The sequence below is a fragment of the Phytopseudomonas punonensis genome (genome assembly GCF_900142655.1).
GTDB lineage: Bacteria > Pseudomonadota > Gammaproteobacteria > Pseudomonadales > Pseudomonadaceae > Aquipseudomonas > Aquipseudomonas punonensis.
Map to the genome: position 1 here is coordinate 513,293 of NZ_FRBQ01000001.1, position 18,174 is coordinate 531,466.

At 63.4% G+C, this 18,174-nt stretch carries 13 protein-coding genes; 7 read left to right on the plus strand and 6 right to left on the minus strand.

The genetic code is table 11. The annotated features are described in order from the left end of the window. Nucleotides 1–36: 36 nt before the first annotated feature. The 5 genes from BUC40_RS02355 to rtcR form a co-directional block, all read right to left on the minus strand. The gene (locus tag BUC40_RS02355; protein ID WP_073262226.1) at nt 37–1,131 is read right to left on the minus strand and encodes an alpha-hydroxy acid oxidase; all 1,095 of its coding nucleotides are present in this window, start codon (nt 1,129–1,131) and stop codon (nt 37–39) included. Between the two features lie 2 nt (nt 1,132–1,133). Then, a complete protein-coding gene (locus BUC40_RS02360; RefSeq protein WP_073262228.1) occupies nt 1,134–1,814 on the minus strand; it encodes a Fe2+-dependent dioxygenase in 681 nt (226 codons plus the stop codon). 148 nt (nt 1,815–1,962) lie between these two features. Next, nucleotides 1,963–2,427, minus strand: a complete 465-nt coding sequence (locus BUC40_RS02365) for a hypothetical protein (protein WP_139272100.1) — start codon at nt 2,425–2,427, stop codon at nt 1,963–1,965. Nucleotides 2,428–2,632: 205 nt separating this feature from the next. Beyond that, complete coding sequence (gene gdhA, locus BUC40_RS02370; RefSeq protein ID WP_073262232.1) at nt 2,633–3,967, minus strand: NADP-specific glutamate dehydrogenase; 1,335 nt, start codon at nt 3,965–3,967, stop codon at nt 2,633–2,635. Nucleotides 3,968–4,163: 196 nt separating this feature from the next. After that, on the minus strand, nt 4,164–5,768 hold the full coding sequence (gene rtcR, locus BUC40_RS02375; protein ID WP_073262235.1) for an RNA repair transcriptional activator RtcR: 1,605 nt from the start codon (nt 5,766–5,768) through the stop codon (nt 4,164–4,166). 276 nt (nt 5,769–6,044) lie between these two features. On the opposite strand from rtcR, the gene BUC40_RS02380 reads away from it, so the two are divergent. The 5 genes from BUC40_RS02380 to rtcA all read left to right on the plus strand — a co-directional run bounded on the left by BUC40_RS02380 (nt 6,045) and on the right by rtcA (nt 10,235). Next, nucleotides 6,045–6,434 (plus strand): zinc-ribbon domain-containing protein, encoded by a 390-nt coding sequence (locus tag BUC40_RS02380; RefSeq protein ID WP_073262237.1) that lies wholly within the window; start codon nt 6,045–6,047, stop codon nt 6,432–6,434. A gap of 4 nt (nt 6,435–6,438) precedes the next feature. After that, a complete protein-coding gene (locus tag BUC40_RS02385; protein ID WP_073262239.1) occupies nt 6,439–7,665 on the plus strand; it encodes an RtcB family protein in 1,227 nt (408 codons plus the stop codon). 9 nt (nt 7,666–7,674) lie between these two features. Beyond that, entirely contained in the window at nt 7,675–8,253 is a 579-nt protein-coding gene (locus tag BUC40_RS02390; RefSeq protein WP_073262241.1) for a hypothetical protein, read from the plus strand. Between the two features lie 16 nt (nt 8,254–8,269). After that, entirely contained in the window at nt 8,270–9,058 is a 789-nt protein-coding gene (locus BUC40_RS02395) for a nucleotidyltransferase domain-containing protein (RefSeq protein ID WP_073262243.1), read from the plus strand. Nucleotides 9,059–9,209: 151 nt separating this feature from the next. Further along, a complete protein-coding gene (rtcA, locus tag BUC40_RS02400; protein ID WP_073262245.1) occupies nt 9,210–10,235 on the plus strand; it encodes an RNA 3'-terminal phosphate cyclase in 1,026 nt (341 codons plus the stop codon). A gap of 280 nt (nt 10,236–10,515) precedes the next feature. Here the strand turns inward: rtcA and ettA are convergent, their stop codons facing one another. Then, complete coding sequence (gene ettA, locus BUC40_RS02405; protein WP_073262247.1) at nt 10,516–12,180, minus strand: energy-dependent translational throttle protein EttA; 1,665 nt, start codon at nt 12,178–12,180, stop codon at nt 10,516–10,518. A 393-nt stretch (nt 12,181–12,573) separates the two neighbouring features. Here ettA and BUC40_RS02410 point away from each other — a divergent pair, with 393 nt between their 5' ends. Together BUC40_RS02410 and glyA are read left to right on the plus strand one after the other, a co-directional pair. Next, complete coding sequence (locus tag BUC40_RS02410; protein ID WP_139272101.1) at nt 12,574–16,743, plus strand: sensor domain-containing protein; 4,170 nt, start codon at nt 12,574–12,576, stop codon at nt 16,741–16,743. A gap of 131 nt (nt 16,744–16,874) precedes the next feature. Next, a complete protein-coding gene (glyA, locus tag BUC40_RS02415) occupies nt 16,875–18,128 on the plus strand; it encodes a serine hydroxymethyltransferase (protein ID WP_073262249.1) in 1,254 nt (417 codons plus the stop codon). The last annotated feature ends 46 nt before the right edge of the window (nt 18,129–18,174 follow it).

The window sequence follows — 18,174 nt, forward strand, 5'->3', positions numbered from 1 at the left end:
GCCCCAGCACCACCTCCCCGAATGAAATGCCCGTGATCAGCGCGCCAACACGCGCCTGTCGATAGCCGCCAGGTCGCGGCACCCGGTCAGGGCCATCGCCACTTCCAGCTCGGCGCGTAGCAGTTGAATGACATGCGCCACCCCCGCCGCGCCGGCCGCCGCCAACCCATGGATGTAAGGCCTGCCAATCAGCACCGCATCGGCGCCGAGAGCGAGGGCCTTGAGAATGTCGGTGCCGCGGCGAATACCACCGTCGAACAACAGCGGCAGACGCCCCTGCAACGCATCGGCAATCGGCTCCAGGCAGTCGAGGCTGGCCGCCATGCCGTCGAGCGTGCGGCCACCGTGATTGGACACGATCAGCCCGTCCGCGCCCTGCTCCAGCGCTTCGCGAGCGTCCTCCACTTCGGTCACGCCCTTGAGCAACAACGGCAACCGGGTGATCGAGCGCAGCCAGCGAATGTCCGCCCAGGTCGGCGCCGAGGAGAGCAGGCTACCGCCCAGCAGCAAGGCGCCATTGCTTGCCGCCGGCTGCGCGGCGGGCGCGCGCATGCCCTGCAGATTGACCGCCTGCACGTCGGCCGGCAGCACGAAACCGGCCCGCTGCTCCCGGTTGCGCACGCCGTTGACTGGCGCATCCACGGTCAGCACCAGGGCGCGGTAGCCGGCGGCTTCGGCCCGCCGGACCAGAGTTTCGGTGAAGGCACGATCAGGCTGAATGTACAACTGGAACCACAGCGGATTTCGGGCCGCAGCGGCGATGTCCTCAAGGCTCGTGCTGGCCTGGGTGCTGACGATCATCCCGGCCTGCAGCGCAGCGGCGGCCATCACCGTGGCCAGCTCGCCATCCGGGTGGGCGAGCTTTTGAAAGGCCACTGGCGCCAGCAGAATCGGAAAATCGTGGGTCACTCCGAACAATTCCCGGCGCGTGTGGCCACCGCTCAGGTCGCGCAGGACCCGGCTGCGCAAACGTAGGCGCTGGAACGCTTCCAGGTTGGCCTGCAGGGTCAACTCATCGGCCACGCCACCGTTGACGTAGGCCCAGGCCTGCTCGCTCATTCGCGCCTGGGCGTAAGGCTGGTAATCGCTGACCGAGGCAATGCTCGGGGGAATCTGCTGCAGCTTTTCCATGCTCAGGTGTTCGCCCAGTGCCGCAACAGGTTGTGGTACACGCCGGTCAGGCGTACCACCTCGGGGCTTTCCGGCAACTGCTGGCTGATGCCCTGAATGGCCTGATCCAGCTCGAACAGCATGCTGCGCTGGCCATCCTCACGCACCAGGCTCTGGATCCAGAAGAACGAGGCGAAGCGCACGCCGCGGGTCACCGGCATCACCCGGTGCAGGCTGGTGCCGGGATACAGCACCAGGTGCCCGGCCGGCAGCTTGACGCTGTGGCTGCCGTAGGTGTCCTCGATCACCAGCTCGCCGCCGTCGTACTCCTCCGGCTCGCTGAAGAAAAGGGTGGCCGACAGGTCGCTGCGCACCCGGTGCGGCGTGCCAGGCACGCTGAAGATGGCGTTGTCGACATGATTGCCATAGGTGCCGCCGCCGGCATAGCGGTTGAAACGCGGTGGCAACACCTTGAGCGGCAGCGCGGCGGCGACGAAGCGCGGGTTAGCGCCCAGACAATCGACGATGAAGTCGCCGATCTGTACCGCCAACGGATCATCCTGGGCCAGTTGCTGGTTGTCCTTGGCGCGTTGGGCCACATGCCCGGCTGTACCACGACCATCCTGCCAGGCGCCTTGCTCCAGCGCGACACGGCACTGGCGCAGCTGCTCGGGCGCCAGCACATTGGGAATGGTCAACATCATTAACGGACTCTCGCGAACGCCTAGTAGAGAATGATTCTAAGGCGCAACAATCAGGCGAGAGAAGCCAGCGCATGAAAAATAAACGCCTGCTCCAGATGGAGAGCAGACCTTGAGGTGATCGCGGAGCGGAAAGCAGGGCCTGAACGGCTCAGCGCAAACGCCGAACCTCGAACGGCTTGGCTAGCACGAACAGGTCGCGGGCGATGCTTTCCGGGTACTGGTCGAGTGCTGGAGCAGCCGGCAGGTACAGCGCCGCGGCGTCGAGGGTCGACAGCGAGAACTCCAGCTCCATACCGCAGGATTGAAACAGATGGAGCACCGCCTCGACTTCCGCCGCGCAGCTGCAATTGACCCGGCGCCCAGCGTAGAAGGCGTTGAGCTGGTCGCAGACCTTTTCGGCAGCCAGGCCGGTGGCCTCGGCTTCGAGCAGCGACAGGCCGAGGTTTTCCTCGCAGGCCGCATCCAAGGTGATGGGACTGGCCGTCGGTTTGACGATGGCGGACATGCTCGAGCCAGGCACTGCCGCACCGATTTCGATAGGGAATGGCCCCTGCACGCTCTGGTAGAAGCGAACAGCCATGGCGCCTTCGAGCATTCCTGGGATCTGTTTCATGACACGACTCTCGTTGTTCCAGTGGTAACACCAACAAACGCGGCGCCATCCTGCGCCACAACGGGAAGCTATTGTCGGCGCCTTGTGTGTAAGAGTCGTGACAGTGAAGCGAGGTTGAGGTTTTTACCGACCAGCCGTCTGTGAGACGGCTGGAGCTAAGCAGCACTGGCCGCGCAGCAGGATTGCCCTGCCGCGCGTACTGCACTTACACCACTCCTTGCGCCAGCATGGCGTCGGCCACTTTGACGAAGCCGGCGATGTTGGCGCCCTTGACGTAGTTGATACCGCCCTGCTCCTCGCCGTGACGCACGCAAGCGCTGTGGATGGACTGCATGATGCCGTGCAGCTTCTCGTCCACCTCGCCTTCGCTCCAGTGCAGGCGCATGGCGTTCTGCGACATCTCCAACCCACTGACCGCCACGCCACCGGCATTGGAGGCCTTGCCCGGCGCGAATAGGGTGCCGTGCTCGATGAACAGGTCCACCGCGTCCAGAGTCGTCGGCATGTTGGCGCCTTCGGCCACACAGATGCAGCCGTTGCCGAGCAGCGCACGGGCGTCGTCCAGGTTCAGCTCGTTCTGCGTCGCGCACGGCAGCGCGATATCGCAGGCCAGGCTCCATGGGCGCTGGTCGGCCAGAAAGCGCAACGCGCCGCCGTCCAGCTCGCGCAGGCGGCCGCGCTTGTGGTTTTTCAGCTCCATCACGTCTTGCCAGCGCGGTTCGCTGAAACCCTCTTCGGCGTACAACGTGCCTTCGGAGTCGGAGAAAGAGATCACCTTGCCGCCCAGATCCATGACCTTGCGCGCCGCATACTGCGCCACGTTGCCGGAGCCGGAGATGGCCACGCGCTGGCCGTCGAAGTTGCGCCCGCGGGTCTTGAGCATTTCCTCAGCGAAATACACACAGCCGTAGCCGGTCGCTTCCGGGCGGATCAGGCTGCCGCCATAGGTCAGGCCCTTGCCGGTCAGCACCGAGGAGAACTCGTTGGCCAGGCGCTTGTACTGGCCGAACATGTAACCGATCTCGCGACCACCCACGCCGATATCACCGGCAGGCACGTCGAGGTTGGCACCGATATGCCGGTACAGCTCAGTCATGAACGACTGACAGAAGCGCATCACCTCGGCGTCGCTCTTACCCTTGGGATCGAAGTCCGCACCGCCCTTGCCGCCGCCCATGGGCAGCGAAGTCAGGGAGTTCTTCAGGGTTTGCTCGAAGGCCAGGAACTTGAGCACACTGAGGTTCACCGAGGGGTGAAAACGCAGGCCGCCCTTGTACGGGCCGATGGCGCTGTTCATCTGGATGCGAAAGCCACGGTTGACCTGCACGCGGCCGGCATCGTCGACCCACGGCACGCGGAACAGCACGGCACGCTCCGGCTCGACCAGACGCTCGACGATACCCGCCTCCAGATAGCGCGGATTGGCCTGCAGAAACGGCCATAAACTACGCAGCACTTCCTCCACCGCCTGATGGAACTCTGGCTGGTGGGGATCGCGTTGTTTCAGGCGTTCGAGAAAAAGGTCTACGGACATGCTCATGGCAAGCTCCCTGGCGTCTTGCTGCGCCGCGCAATGAAAAGTGGCGGGACTCTAGCAAGAACGGAGCGCCCTAAAAAAGAGCAAAATGACGCTTTTATGAAAGTTTCTGGTGCTTTGCTATAAATAGACCTTTAAAAACAGGGCCTTTCGCCAGTTATATTGCGCACCAATCCAGCCTCTTCACGCACCAAAATAATCACTCACCCCGCACGGTTTGCCAGCTCAAACCGAAGCGCGTCAGGTACTTGCGCAACCGATCGGCATCATTGGGCTGCGCCTTGGCTTGGCGGCTAATATCGAACAAACGCCTGCCGGCCTCGGACAGGCTGTCCGCCTGCCGACAGATATCGATCACCGCCTGCAGTTGCAGACGGTCGAACAGGTCGATATCACCTGCTGCCTCGCCCAGCAAAGTCGATAGGCCATCCTCCGGTTCCAAAACGCCCCAGGCGCGCCGCAGCCGCTCGATCTCCTCCTGCACCTGAGCCTCGTCGATGCGCCCGCTGTCGGCCAGGGTCGCCATACGCGTGATCGAGGCCGACAGCTCGCGGAAATTTCCCTGCCAGGCGGCCTCGCCGGAGCTGGCGAAGGCCAGGTAACGGCGCCGCGCCTCCAGATTGAAACGCACCATCCGCCCCTGCTCGCGAGCGTGACGCTGCAGCTCAAAATCGATGTTCGGCTCGATGTCCTCGCGGCGCCCGGCCAACCCTGGCAAATCGAAGGTCCACAGGTTGATCCGCGCGTAAAGGTCTTCACGGAACAACCCTTCGGCCACACGCACGCGCAAGTCACGATGGGTGCCGGCGATCAGCAGGAAATCGCTGCTCACCTCCTTGTCCGCGCCCATGGGGAAGAAGCGCTTTTCCTCGACAGCCTTGAGCAGCATGGCCTGCTCGTCCAGCCCCAGCTCGCCGATCTCATCGAGAAACAGCATGCCGCCATCGGCGGCGCGCAGCAGACCATCGCGGGCGTTCTGCGCACCGGTGAAGGCGCCCTTGATGTGGCCGAACAGTGCCGACATGGCGCCGTCGCCGCGCAGGGTCGCGCAGTTGACCTCGACGAAGCGGCCATCGACCAGGTGCCGGCTGCGCTTGAGCTCAAAGACGCGCCGAGCCAGGAACGACTTGCCCGCACCGGTCGGGCCAATCAGCAGCATCGGTGCCGAGGAGCGCACGGCGACCCGCTCGATCTGCTCGATGGAACGGTTGAACGCCGCGTTGCGCGTGGCGATACCGGACTTGAGAAACGCCAGCCCCTCCAACCGCTCATGCTGAAAGCGCGTGGCGATGCGGTCGTAGCGAGACAGGTCGAGGTCGATCAGCGCATGCGTGCCGGTGACCTGCGCCGCTTCATCACGCTTGCGCGCTGGCGAGGTCTGCACCAGCCGCGCCGGAAGGTAGCGCGCCTCGGTGAGCAGGAACCAACAGATCTGCGCCACGTGAGTCCCGGTGGTGATGTGCACCAGGTAATCCTCACGCTCGGTATCGAAGGCGTAGCCGCTGGTGAAGTCATGCAGCGCGCCATACACCTCCTCGAAATCCCAGGGGTTACGCAGGTGCATCGGCTGCAGGCGAACCTCGGTTTCCGGGGAGATCTGCTCAATGTCGGCGCGAATGCGTTCGGCCAGGCTGATGTCGCGCGCATCGGTGCCGTGGATCAACTCCAGGCGATCGATCAGCAGGTCGGACTGTTGGCACAGGCCGATACTCGGCCGCCACTTGTTCCAGCGATTGGCGCCCTTGCCGACCCGATCCAGGGTGGCGCCGATAAAGCCGATGGCGACGGTTTTCTTAGCTTTCATAGTTTATCCATAGAGATAAATTCTGATACCAGATTATCCAAATACTCAGACAAAACCAGCCATCAATCGCATCACGATGATCGATATAAAAATAAAAATCCTTAATTATCAAAAACATAAAATAAAAACGGGCTTTCAAAAAAGAACTGGCACGGCTATCGCTATATCCATCCTGAGCGAATCACTGATGCGGCTTGCAGAAAGCTGAATCGGCAAGAAACACGGGAGCGCTTGAGCAGGCCTGAAAAGAACCTGCACAGCGCAGGAGAAGATTCAGTGAAAAGCAACAAGCAACGCCGCCGGGAAATCCGCGAGGCACGCGCAAAACGCAAGCTGCGCCAGGCTGCATCGGCCAGCTGGCCTGCGAGCCAGACGCCGCCACCCGGCAGCCTTGCGGTCAACCGAGCCAGCCTTACGCCTTACCACAGCTATGACGAACCGCTTTTCGTCCAGCGCGGCTGGTACCAGGACCTGCCGTTCACCTGCCGTGATTGCGGCGCTGGGCAGATCTGGACGGCAGCCCAGCAGCGCTGGTGGTACGAGCTGTGTAAAGGGCAGGTATTTTCCACGGCAGTACGCTGCCGTGCCTGCCGATTGAACAAACGGATTCGCGATGGCCGGGAACGCCCCAACGCCGACCGGGCCATAACGCAAACAGGAGTGTGACGAGATGAACGAGAAAACCTACAACCTGCTGGAAGTCGCCAATGGCAAGCCGATCAAGCTGTGGACGCAAGGCGTTCCGGTCGAGGAAGACGCCAAGCAGCAGCTGATGAACACCGCGAAGATGCCCTTCATCTTCAAGCACCTGGCCGTGATGCCGGACGTGCACCTGGGTAAGGGCTCGACCATCGGCAGCGTGATTCCCACGATCGGCGCGATCATTCCGGCAGCGGTCGGGGTGGATATCGGTTGCGGCATGATCGCCGCGTGCACCTCGCTGATGGCCCATGACCTGCCGGACAACCTGGCCGGCCTGCGTGCCGCCATCGAGAAGGCCGTACCCCATGGTCGAACCACCGGCCGTGGCGCTCGCGATAAAGGCGCCTGGGAAAACGTGCCGGAGCTGGCCGACCACGCCTGGTCGGCGCTGAGCGATCGCTTCAAGGCGATCACCGACAAGTACCCGCGGCTGGAGAAGACCAACAACCGCAAACACCTGGGAACCCTAGGAACCGGTAACCACTTCGTCGAGGTGTGCCTGGACGAAGCGAATCGGGTCTGGTTCATGCTGCACAGCGGATCGCGCGGCGTGGGTAACGCCATTGGCAACCTGTTCATCGAACTGGCCCAGGCCGATATGCGCCAGCACATCGCCAACCTGCCGGATCGCGACCTGGCCTACTTCGAGGAAGGCAGCCAGCACTTCGCCGACTACGTGGAAGCGGTGGGCTGGGCCCAGGACTTCGCCAAGCAGAACCGTGCGCTGATGATGCACGCGGTGGTCACGGCGGCCCGCGGGGTGATCGCCAAGCCGTTCGAAGTCGCGCTGGAAGCGGTGAACTGCCACCACAACTACGTGCAGAAGGAACGTCACTTCGGTGAAGAGGTGCTGGTAACGCGCAAAGGCGCGGTGTCGGCGAAGAAAGGCGAACTGGGGATCATCCCCGGGTCGATGGGGGCCAAGAGTTTCATCGTGCGCGGCCTGGGTAATGAGGAGGCGTTCTGCTCCTGCAGCCACGGCGCCGGGCGCACCATGAGCCGCACCAAGGCGAAGAAGCTGTTCACCGTGGCCGACCAGATCAAGGCCACGGCCCACGTCGAATGCCGCAAGGACGCCGACGTGATCGACGAAATCCCGATGGCCTACAAGGACATCGACCAGGTCATGGACGCCCAGCGCGAGCTGGTGGAAGTTGTGCACACCCTGCGTCAGGTGGTGTGCGTGAAAGGATGAGGTGAGGCCATGCTGCAACCGATGCAAAGCCAGCGACTCGATGAACTGCGCACCCGCCTCGAAGAGGCGGGCTGCGTGTTCGACTTCGTGGTGACCACGCTCGACCCGACCGCCAAGCCTGGCGAGGCGGAGCATCGGCAGGTGCTGGGGCTGCTGTTCGAGAGCATTCAGGAGCGCGCCCGAATCTGGCAGCAAAAACTCATCGCTCAGGATGCCAGTTATGCGAACCACCGCTGGCCCGAATTGGCGGCGGATGTGGCCCAGGCCCGCCCGCAGACGCTCACGGCCGACGCAATCCGGGGGCTGGCCAGCGAGAACGGTCTGCTGTGCCGCAACTTCCGCGACCCGCCCTACGGCACCCAGTTGCAAGTGGCGGATTTTCGCGACTGGCTGCAGGTGCTGCGGCTGTACCCCGACGAAGGGCTGCAGGTGCTTGATTGGGCCGGCGATGCAGACAGAGAGCCGCAGCGCAGCGCCTGGAGCGACTATTTCGACGACGGCAAGGAATGGTGGGGCATCTGGTGCCTCACGCTATACAACCCGCGACGTCGGACATTGTCCGCGCTAGCCGCCAGCGCGACAGACTGAACAAGGATAGAAAGACATGGATATGCAACAACGCCACCCCCTCAGCGACGCCATGCGCGCGCGGGTGCTGGCCGAACTCGAACGGGTCGAGCGCGAGCGCAACGTCAAGGTGCTGTACGCCTGCGAGTCGGGCAGCCGCGCCTGGGGGTTCGCCTCGACGGACAGCGATTACGACGTGCGCTTCGTCTACGTGGAAAAGCCGGACTGGTTCGTCCAGGTCGATGCGGGCCGCGACGTGATCGAACGCCCACTGGATGACGAGCTGGACGTCAGCGGCTGGGAGCTGCGCAAGACCCTCGGCCTGCTGCGCAAGTCCAACCCGACGCTGCTGGAGTGGCTCGACTCGCCCCTGGTGTACCGCCAGGAAGATCAAGCCACGGCGCGCCTGCGCGAGTTGGCCGAGCACTTCTACAGCCCGCCGGCGGCGCGCAATCACTACCTGTCGATGGCCAGGAAGAATTTTCGTGGCTACTTGCAGGACGAGACGGTGCGCTTGAAGAAGTATTTCTATGTGCTGCGCCCGCTGCTCGCCGTGCTGTGGATCGACCAGGGTCGTGGCCGGCCGCCGATGACCTTCGCCGAGCTGTTGCAGACGGTAGACGATGCGCCGCTGCTGGTCGAAGTGGACGAGCTGCTGGCCCTCAAGCGCAGCGCCTACGAGTCTGCCTACGGTCCGCGCCGCCCTGCCCTGCACGCCTTTATCGAGACGCAGCTGAAACGGCCGGTGCCGGCGCTGCCGCGTACCCAGGCGGACAGCGGCCTGCTCGATGCCTACTTGCGCGAGATGGTTGGCCGCTATGCCTGAGCCACGCCTGTAGCCCAGGTCGAGCACAGCGATACCCGGGGTGATATCCCGGGTGTCGCCTGCTCGACCCAGTCCACCGCTGAGCGGGACGCGGCGCGGCCCGGTAGGTAATCCCACGCGAAGCGTGGGAACGATCACCAAGGATTTATAGATGAACAAAGACATGCTCGAACTCGACGGCGCCATCGGCGGCGGGCAGGTACTGCGCACGGCGCTGAGCCTGTCGATGATCACCGGCACGCCGTTTCGCATCGCCAACATTCGCGCCAAGCGCAGCCGGCCAGGCCTGCTGCGCCAGCACCTGACCGCGGTACTGGCCGCAGCCGAAATCAGTGGCGCCGACGTTCAGGGTGCCGAGCCCCACGCGACCAGCCTGGTATTTCGCCCCGGCCCAATCCGCGGCGGCGAATACCGTTTCGCCATCGGTTCGGCGGGCAGCTGCACGCTGGTGCTGCAAACCATCCTGCCGGCCCTGCTGCAAGCCGCCGAGCCGAGTCGCGTGCATATCAGCGGTGGCACCCACAACCCGGCTGCGCCGCCATTCGATTTTCTCGACGGGGCCTGGCTGCCGTTGCTGCGACGTATGGGTGGGCAGGTCGAGCTACAACTGCAACGCCATGGTTTTGTGCCGGCCGGTGGCGGCGCGCTGGAGGCTTTCATCCAGCCGTCGCAGCTGACGCCTCTGCACCTGCACGAACGTGGCGCCGTGCTCGAACAGCGCGCCGAGGTGCTGCTTGCAGGGATTCCCGGCCACGTCGGCGAACGTGAGCTGGCGCGTGTCGGCAAACGCCTGCAGTGGCCGGACGCCAACCTGCGCTGCACCTGGCTGGATCAGGAACATGGCCCGGGCAATATCCTGATGCTGACGGTAGCCTGCGAGCAGCTCACCGAGCAGTTCTGCGCTTTCGGCCAGAACGGCGTGCGCGCCGAAGCCGTCGCGGACCAAGCCGTCGAACCGTTGCGTCAGTGGCTTGCCAGCGGGGCAGCGGTGGCTGAACACCTGGCAGACCAGTTGTTGCTGCCGATGGCGCTAGCAGGTTCAGGCAGCTTCACCACCACGCACCTGAGCGAGCACCTGCAGAGCAATATCCAAGTGATAGAAGCCTTCTGCCCGGTGACCGTTCGTTGCACGCCGACCGGCAAGGCGTTGCGGGTCGAGATGGGTAGCCGCGCCTGAGGCTTGGTCGCGATCTTTGGGTACCGGCGAATGCCTATTTCCATGGATAGTCGGTAGCAAGGCAGAAGCGGACATCGGGCGCCGCCGCTTTTGTAGGAGGGGCTTTAGCCCCGAGCTTTATGAGGGTGCAAAGAGCTCGGGGCTAAAGCCCCTCCTACGAGTTACGCGAACGGCAGCTACCGCCACTTTGCAGTCATCGAAACGAGAGCAATTCGAAAACGCCCCCAAGAACACAGCCATAAAAAACGGAGCCCTGAGGCTCCGTTTTCCACAACAGCGCTTACTGCGCCAGTTTCTTGTGCCGTACCCGGTGCGGCTGGGCGGCGGCGTCGCCGAGGCGTTTCTTACGGTCGGCTTCGTACTCGGTGTAGTTGCCTTCGAAGAACAGCACGCCGTCGTCCTCGTAAGAGAGGATGTGGGTCGCCACGCGGTCCAGGAACCAGCGATCGTGAGAGATCACAATGGCGGCGCCAGGGAAGTCCAGCAGCGCGTCTTCAAGCGAGCGCAGGGTTTCCACGTCGAGGTCGTTGGACGGTTCGTCGAGTAGCAGGACGTTGGCGCCCTCCTTCAAAGTCAGGGCCAGGTGCAAGCGGCCACGCTCACCACCGGAGAGGTCCTTGACGAACTTCTGCTGGTCGGCGCCCTTGAAGTTGAAGCGCCCCACGTAGCCACGCGACTGCACTTCGTAGTTACCGATCTTGATCATGTCCATGCCGTCGGAGACCGCTTCCCAGACCGACTTGCTGCCGTCCAGGTCGTCACGGCTCTGATCCACGCAGGCCAGCTGCACGGTTTCGCCAATCTCGATGCTGCCCGAGTCCGGCTGTTCCTTGCCCATCAGCATGCGGAACAGGGTCGACTTACCGGCACCGTTACCACCGATGACGCCGACGATGGCGCCCTTCGGCACGCTGAACGACAGGTCTTCCACCAGTACGCGGTCGCCGTAGCCCTTGGTGACGTTTTTGAACTCGATGACCTTGTCGCCCAGACGCGGGCCGGCCGGGATATAAATCTCGTTGGTCTCGGCGCGTTTCTGGAATTCCTGCGACTGCATTTCCTCGAAGCGCTGCAAACGAGCCTTGGATTTCGACTGGCGAGCCTTGGCGCCTTTGCGCACCCACTCCAACTCTTCCTTCATGGCCTTTTCATGGGCCGACTGCTGTTTGGACTCCTGCGCGAGACGCGACGACTTCGCTTCCAGCCAGCCGGAGTAGTTGCCTTCATACGGAATGCCCGCGCCGCGGTCGAGTTCGAGAATCCAGCCGGCGACGTTGTCGAGGAAGTAACGGTCGTGCGTGATCGCAACCACGGTACCCGGGAAGTCGTGGAGGAAACGCTCCAGCCAGGCGACGGAGTCGGCGTCCAAGTGGTTGGTTGGTTCGTCGAGCAGCAGCATGTCGGGAGCCGACAGCAGCAGGCGGCACAAGGCCACACGGCGCTTCTCACCACCGGACAGGTGCTCGATCCTGGCGTCCCAGGCCGGCAGGCGCAGCGCATCGGCGGCCACTTCCAGCTGACGCTCCAGGTTGTGACCATCGCTGGCCTGCAGGATGGCTTCCAGCTTGGCCTGCTCGGCGGCCAGTTTGTCGAAGTCGGCATCCGGCTCGGCGTAGGCGGCGTAAACTTCGTCCAGACGCGCCTGGGCGTCCTTGACCACGCTGACGGCCTCTTCAACCACTTCACGCACGGTCTTGCTTGGGTCGAGCTGCGGCTCCTGCGGCAGGTAGCCGATATTCAGCTCAGGCATGGCGCGGGCTTCACCGTTGAACTCGGTGTCGACGCCGGCCATGATTTTCAAGAGGGTCGATTTGCCCGAACCGTTGAGGCCGAGTACGCCGATCTTGGCGCCGGGGAAGAACGACAGGGAGATGTTCTTGAGGATCTCGCGCTTCGGCGGCACGACCTTGCCGAGCCGATGCATGGTGTAGACGTATTGAGCCAAAATTCAGACCTCACTAATAAATGGCAACGATGGCGCGCACCCTATGCCAAGACGCGGCGCCACGCAAACGGATAAATGCCGCGCCGGGGAGCGAGCCAGCCTGCGCCGGCCTCTGCAAGCAAAGGACAACCTGCAAGGCTGACGGCGCAGCACGAACCGGGTATTTTCGGCGATCTTTACCAGACTAGGAAGAGTTACCGACGCGCGACACTCGTCGCCCAAGGATGGCACTTCGCCACATTTATGGCATGCTAGCCGGCTTGGGAAGCGGACGCCCTGAGTTAACCTTTATTGCAGCCTTACCTACCTACTCGACCCCCGCCCGTTGCAGGACGTCATCACGTGTCAGCCCCAGAGATCACGCGGCCGCGCCGCGATCCCATGATTAAGCCCATGCGCCCTTCACTGAAAGGTGCGCTGATCGTGCTGGTGTTCAGCATGCTGACGCTGCTGTTCTGGCAACTGCAATTCGAATTCCGCCAACTCAAGGAAAACCAGCGCGCACTCAGCCTGGCGGTCAGCGAACAGCTGGCCAAACAACTGAGCTTGAACATGGCCTCGATGGCCAACGCCGGCTCCGCGGTACTGAGAGCCACCCGCGGGCCGTCCGACTCTTTCGAGCAGCAACAGCGCTACCTGGATAACCTGCGCACGGTCTTCCCGACCTTGCAGCGCCTCGTGCACCTGGATGCCAACGGCCAGCCGCGCCCGGGCAGCCCCATGCCACCGGCCGAACAGGCGATGCTTGCCGAATTGATTAGGCATAGCGCAACCCACAGCTATTACTACCTATTCAATCCAGCAGACGGCGGCCACCTCAACCTACTGCTGCGCGAGGATGATGGTTACTGGGCGGTGCGGCTGCATTCCAGTGCCCTGGAAAATTGGCTGCCAGGCGCAATGCAGAAAGATGTTTCCTGGCAGTTGGAAGATGCCGCCAACCAACGTGTGATCGCCGACTCGCGGGACGCCATGGCAGGGCAACGCAACTTCCCGAAGATCACCGCGGCCAACCAGGCGCAGACCATCGTGTTGCAGGATCTGCCTGGCTCGCGCTGGCAGCTACGGGCGATGCTCGACGAAGACAAGGTACAGGCCCAGATACTGCCGGAAATGCTCGGCAAGATCCTGCTGTTCACCCTGTTCAGCCTGCTCACGCTATTTGCCCTGTATCGCCTGGTGCGCGAGCAAAGCCGGTTGTACGCGCTCAACGCCGCCTCACGGCATTCGCTGCATCAGGCCGCCGGCGCCTTGGGCGCCATCGAAGAGCGGGTGCTGGTCACCGATGCCACCGGCCGGCTGACCTACCTCAACCCCCAGGCCGAAGCGATGTTCGGCCTGGCCACTCAGCATGCCCGCGAGTGGCACCTGCTGGAGCTGCTGCCGCGCCTTGACCCGCTGTTATTGCACGCCACCGCGTTTCACAGCGATCAAGGCGCCGACGTGGTGGAGATTCACCAGAACGGCCAGCCCCGCCTGTTCAATATTACCCGCAGCGATCTCGACGAAGCCGGCCGCCAGCAAGGCTTCGTCTGGGTGCTGCGTGACGTCACCGAGCAGCAGCAAGCCACCCGCGTGCTGCAGGAAACCCGTCGCCGCTATCAGGATATTTTCGACGGTACCGGCACTGCGCTTTGCGTGCTCGACCTCGCCGGCCTCTACCATTTCCTGCGCGAACAGGGCATGAGCAGCGGCGCCGACCTCAAGCCCTGGCTAGAGGCCAACCCGCAGCGTCACGGCGAATTGCTGAGACACATGCGCTTCACCGAAACCAACCAGATCGCCCTGCGTCTGCTTGGCGTGAGCACTACCGAACAGGCGTGGGAGCAGTTGATCAACCGTGGCGCGGTACGTGCCGATGGTTTCCGCGCACAGCTCAGCGCCGCGCTGCTCGACGGCGGCGGCCATCTGGAACTGGAAAGCCATATCGAGGGCGCCAACGGCATCACTCGCCATCTATGGCTGGTGATGCGCCTGCCGGAAAGCCCCGAGGACCTGCACGCCGTCGCTCTGAGCATCAGCGACATCACCAGCCGCAAGCGCATGGAGCTGTCGCTGGTCGAGCGCGAGCGTTTCTGGTCCGAGGTGGTGCGCGCCGTACCCGATACGCTTTACGTCACCGACCTTTCCACCCAGACGATGCTGTTCAGCAACCATGATCTGGCCAGTCGCTTGGGCTACGACGCCGGCAGCTTGAGCAACCATGCCGATGATTGGTGGAAGCGCATCGTCCACCCCGACGATCTTGATCTGCACGCGCGCGTGCGCAACCTGCAACGCGTTCTGAGCGATGGCGTGCTGCTCGAATCACAGGTGCGCGTGCGCCACAGCGACGGTTCCTGGCGCTGGTTCAGCATTACCGAGCAGGCCCTGGCGCGCGATGGCAATGGCTGGGTCAGCCGCCTGGTCAGCGTCGCCAAGGACATCACCGGGCAGATTTCCCGCAACGAAACGCTGCGCGAGAACGAGCGCCGCTACCGCATGCTCGCCGAAAGCATCAGCGACGTGATCTTCTCCACTGACAGCGAGTTGAACCTCAACTACGTCAGCCCCTCGGTGCAAACGGTGCTGGGCTACCCCGCCGCGTGGGTGCAGGCCCACGGCTTCGGCCGCCTGGCGACCAACCCGCAGCATCTGGCAGCGGTATACGCCATGCTCGAGCGCATCCGCGGTGCTCTGGGTGTTCAGCAGCAACTGCAGGAGCTGCGCCAGACACTCACGCCGCAGCTGTTCATGATCGACTTTCTGCGCGCCGACGGCCGCAAGATTCCCGTCGAGCTGCGCCTGCTGCCAATGTGGGACGACAGCGGCAAATTCGAAGGCCTGCTGGGTGTGGGCCGCGACATTTCCCAGCAACGCCGCGCCGAGAAAGACCTGCGCATGGCTGCCACGGTATTCGAGCACTCCACGGCGGCGATTCTGGTCACCGACCCGGCCGGCTATATCGTGCAGGTCAACAACGCGTTCAGCCGGGTCAGTGGCCACAGCTCCGCGCAGGTGCTCGACCAACTGCCGGGTATGCTCACCGCCGAAAGCCAGCAGAGCACTCACCTGCATTACGTGCTCGCGCAGCTGAAACAGCGCGGCAGCTGGGAAGGCGAAATCTGGCTCAAGCGCCGCGATGGCGAGAACTTTCCGGCGTGGGTTGGCATCACCGCCGTACACGACGAGGAAGGCGACCTAGTCAGCTACGTGTGCTTCTTCAGCGACATCAGCGAACGCAAGGCCAGCGAGCAGCGCATTCACCGCCTGGCTTACTACGATGCCCTGACCCAGCTGCCCAACCGCACGCTGTTCCAGGATCGCCTGCACACTGCCCTGCAGCATGCCGAACGGCATCGCGAGTGGGTGGTGCTGATGTTCCTCGACCTCGACCGCTTCAAGCCGATCAACGACTCCCTCGGCCACGCCGCCGGCGACCGCATGCTCAAGGAAGTGGCCGTGCGCCTGGCCGCCTGCGTGGGTGAAGACGACACCGTGGCGCGCATGGGCGGCGACGAATTCACCCTGCTGCTGCGCTCCAGCGCCAGCCGCGATACGGCGCTGCACCGCGCCATTCACGTGGGCGAACAGATTCTCGCCAGCCTGGCCCAGGCCTTTGTGCTCGAAGGCCGCGAGTTCTTCGTCACCGCCAGTATCGGCATCGCTCTTGGCCCGCAGGATGGCAACGAACCCAGCCAGCTGATGAAAAACGCGGACACGGCGATGTACCACGCCAAGGAACGCGGCAAGAACAACTTCCAGTTCTACCAGGCCGACATGAACGCCAGCGCCCTGGAGCGTCTGGAGCTCGAAGGTGACCTGCGTCACGCGCTGGAACAGGGCGAATTCCTGCTCCATTACCAACCGCAGTTCTCCGGCAACGGCAAGCGCCTCACCGGCGTGGAAGCGCTACTACGCTGGCAGCACCCGACACGCGGTCTGGTGGCGCCCGATGCATTCATCCCGGTGCTCGAAGAACTCGGCCTGGTCGTGCAAGTCGGCGACTGGGTGCTGGCCGAAGCCTGCCGCCAGCTGAACATCTGGCACCACAACAAGATCCGCGTACCAAAGGTGTCGGTGAACCTCTCGGCTCGCCAGTTCAGCGATGGCGATCTGCGCCAACGCATCGAACGCACCCTGACCGAAAGCCGCCTTCGCGCTGCGTGCCTGGAGCTGGAGCTGACCGAAAGCATCCTCATGCAGGACGTTGGCGCAGCACTGCAGACACTCACCGACCTGAAGAACCTGGGCGTATCCATCGCCATTGACGACTTCGGCACCGGCTACTCGTCGCTCAACTACCTCAAGCAGTTCCCCATCGACGTGCTGAAGATCGACCGCAGCTTCGTCGACGGCCTACCCCAGGGCGAGCAGGACGGGCAGATCGCCCGCGCCATTATCGCCATGGCTCACAGCCTGAACATGTCGGTAATCGCCGAGGGTGTGGAGACTCAGGAGCAGCTCGACTTCCTGCGCACTCACGAGTGCGACGAGGTGCAGGGCTACCTGCTCGGCCGGCCAATGCCGGCCCACCAGTTCGAGGCGCAATTCTGCGGGCGCAGCCTGTTCATGCTCGGCTGACAGCACAGCAAGCGGCGCTGAGTGAGCGCCGCTTGTACCGGTCATGATCACGCTTCATATGCCTGGCCAGCCCGGATGCGGTAGAATCCGCCCCCTATTTACTCCGCCCAGCTGACTTTCAGGGGATTGCCATGTTCAGCCGTGATTTGACCATTGCCAAGTACGACGCCGAGCTCTTCGAAGCCATGCAGCAAGAAGCTCTGCGCCAGGAAGAGCACATCGAGCTGATCGCCTCGGAGAACTACACCAGCCCAGCGGTGATGGAAGCCCAGGGTAGCGTGCTGACCAACAAGTACGCCGAAGGCTACCCGGGCAAGCGTTACTACGGTGGTTGCGAGCACGTCGACGTGGTCGAGCAACTGGCCATCGACCGTGCCAAGGAGCTGTTCGGCGCCGACTACGCCAACGTCCAGCCGCACGCCGGTTCGCAAGCCAACGCAGCGGTCTACCTGGCTCTGCTGAGCGCCGGTGACACCATCCTCGGCATGAGCCTGGCCCACGGCGGTCACCTGACCCACGGCGCCAGCGTTTCCTCGTCGGGCAAGCTGTACAACGCCATCCAGTACGGCATCGATGCCAACGGCCTGATCGACTACGACGAAGTCGAGCGTCTGGCGGTCGAGCACAAGCCGAAAATGATCGTGGCCGGCTTCTCCGCTTACTCGCAAGTGCTGGACTTCCCGCGCTTCCGCGCCATCGCCGACAAGGTCGGTGCCTACCTGTTCGTCGACATGGCCCACGTAGCTGGTCTGGTTGCCGCTGGCGTGTACCCGAACCCAGTGCCGTTCGCTGACGTGGTCACTACCACCACGCACAAGACCCTGCGCGGCCCGCGCGGCGGTCTGATTCTCGCCAAGGCCAACGCCGAGATCGAGAAGAAACTCAACTCCGCCGTATTCCCAGGCGCCCAGGGCGGCCCGCTGGAGCACGTCATCGCTGCCAAGGCGATCTGCTTCAAGGAAGCGCTGCAGCCTGAGTTCAAGACCTACCAGCAGCAGGTCGTGAAGAACGCCAAGGCCATGGCGGGCGTATTCATCGAGCGTGGCTTCGACGTCGTCTCCGGCGGCACCGAAAACCACCTGTTCCTGCTCTCGCTGATCAAGCAGGAAATCTCCGGTAAGGACGCTGACGCCGCGCTGGGCAAAGCCTTCATCACCGTCAACAAGAACTCGGTGCCAAACGACCCACGCTCCCCGTTCGTGACCTCCGGCCTGCGCTTCGGCACCCCAGCCGTCACCACTCGCGGCTTCAAGGAAGCCGAGTGCCGCGAACTGGCTGGCTGGATCTGCGACATCCTGGCCGACCTGAACAACGAAACGGTGATCGACGCCGTACGTGAGAAGGTCAAAGCCATCTGCGCCAAACTGCCGGTCTACGGCAAGTAAGCGCTAGCGCTGCAAACGAGAAAGCCCGGCTCATGCCGGGCTTTTT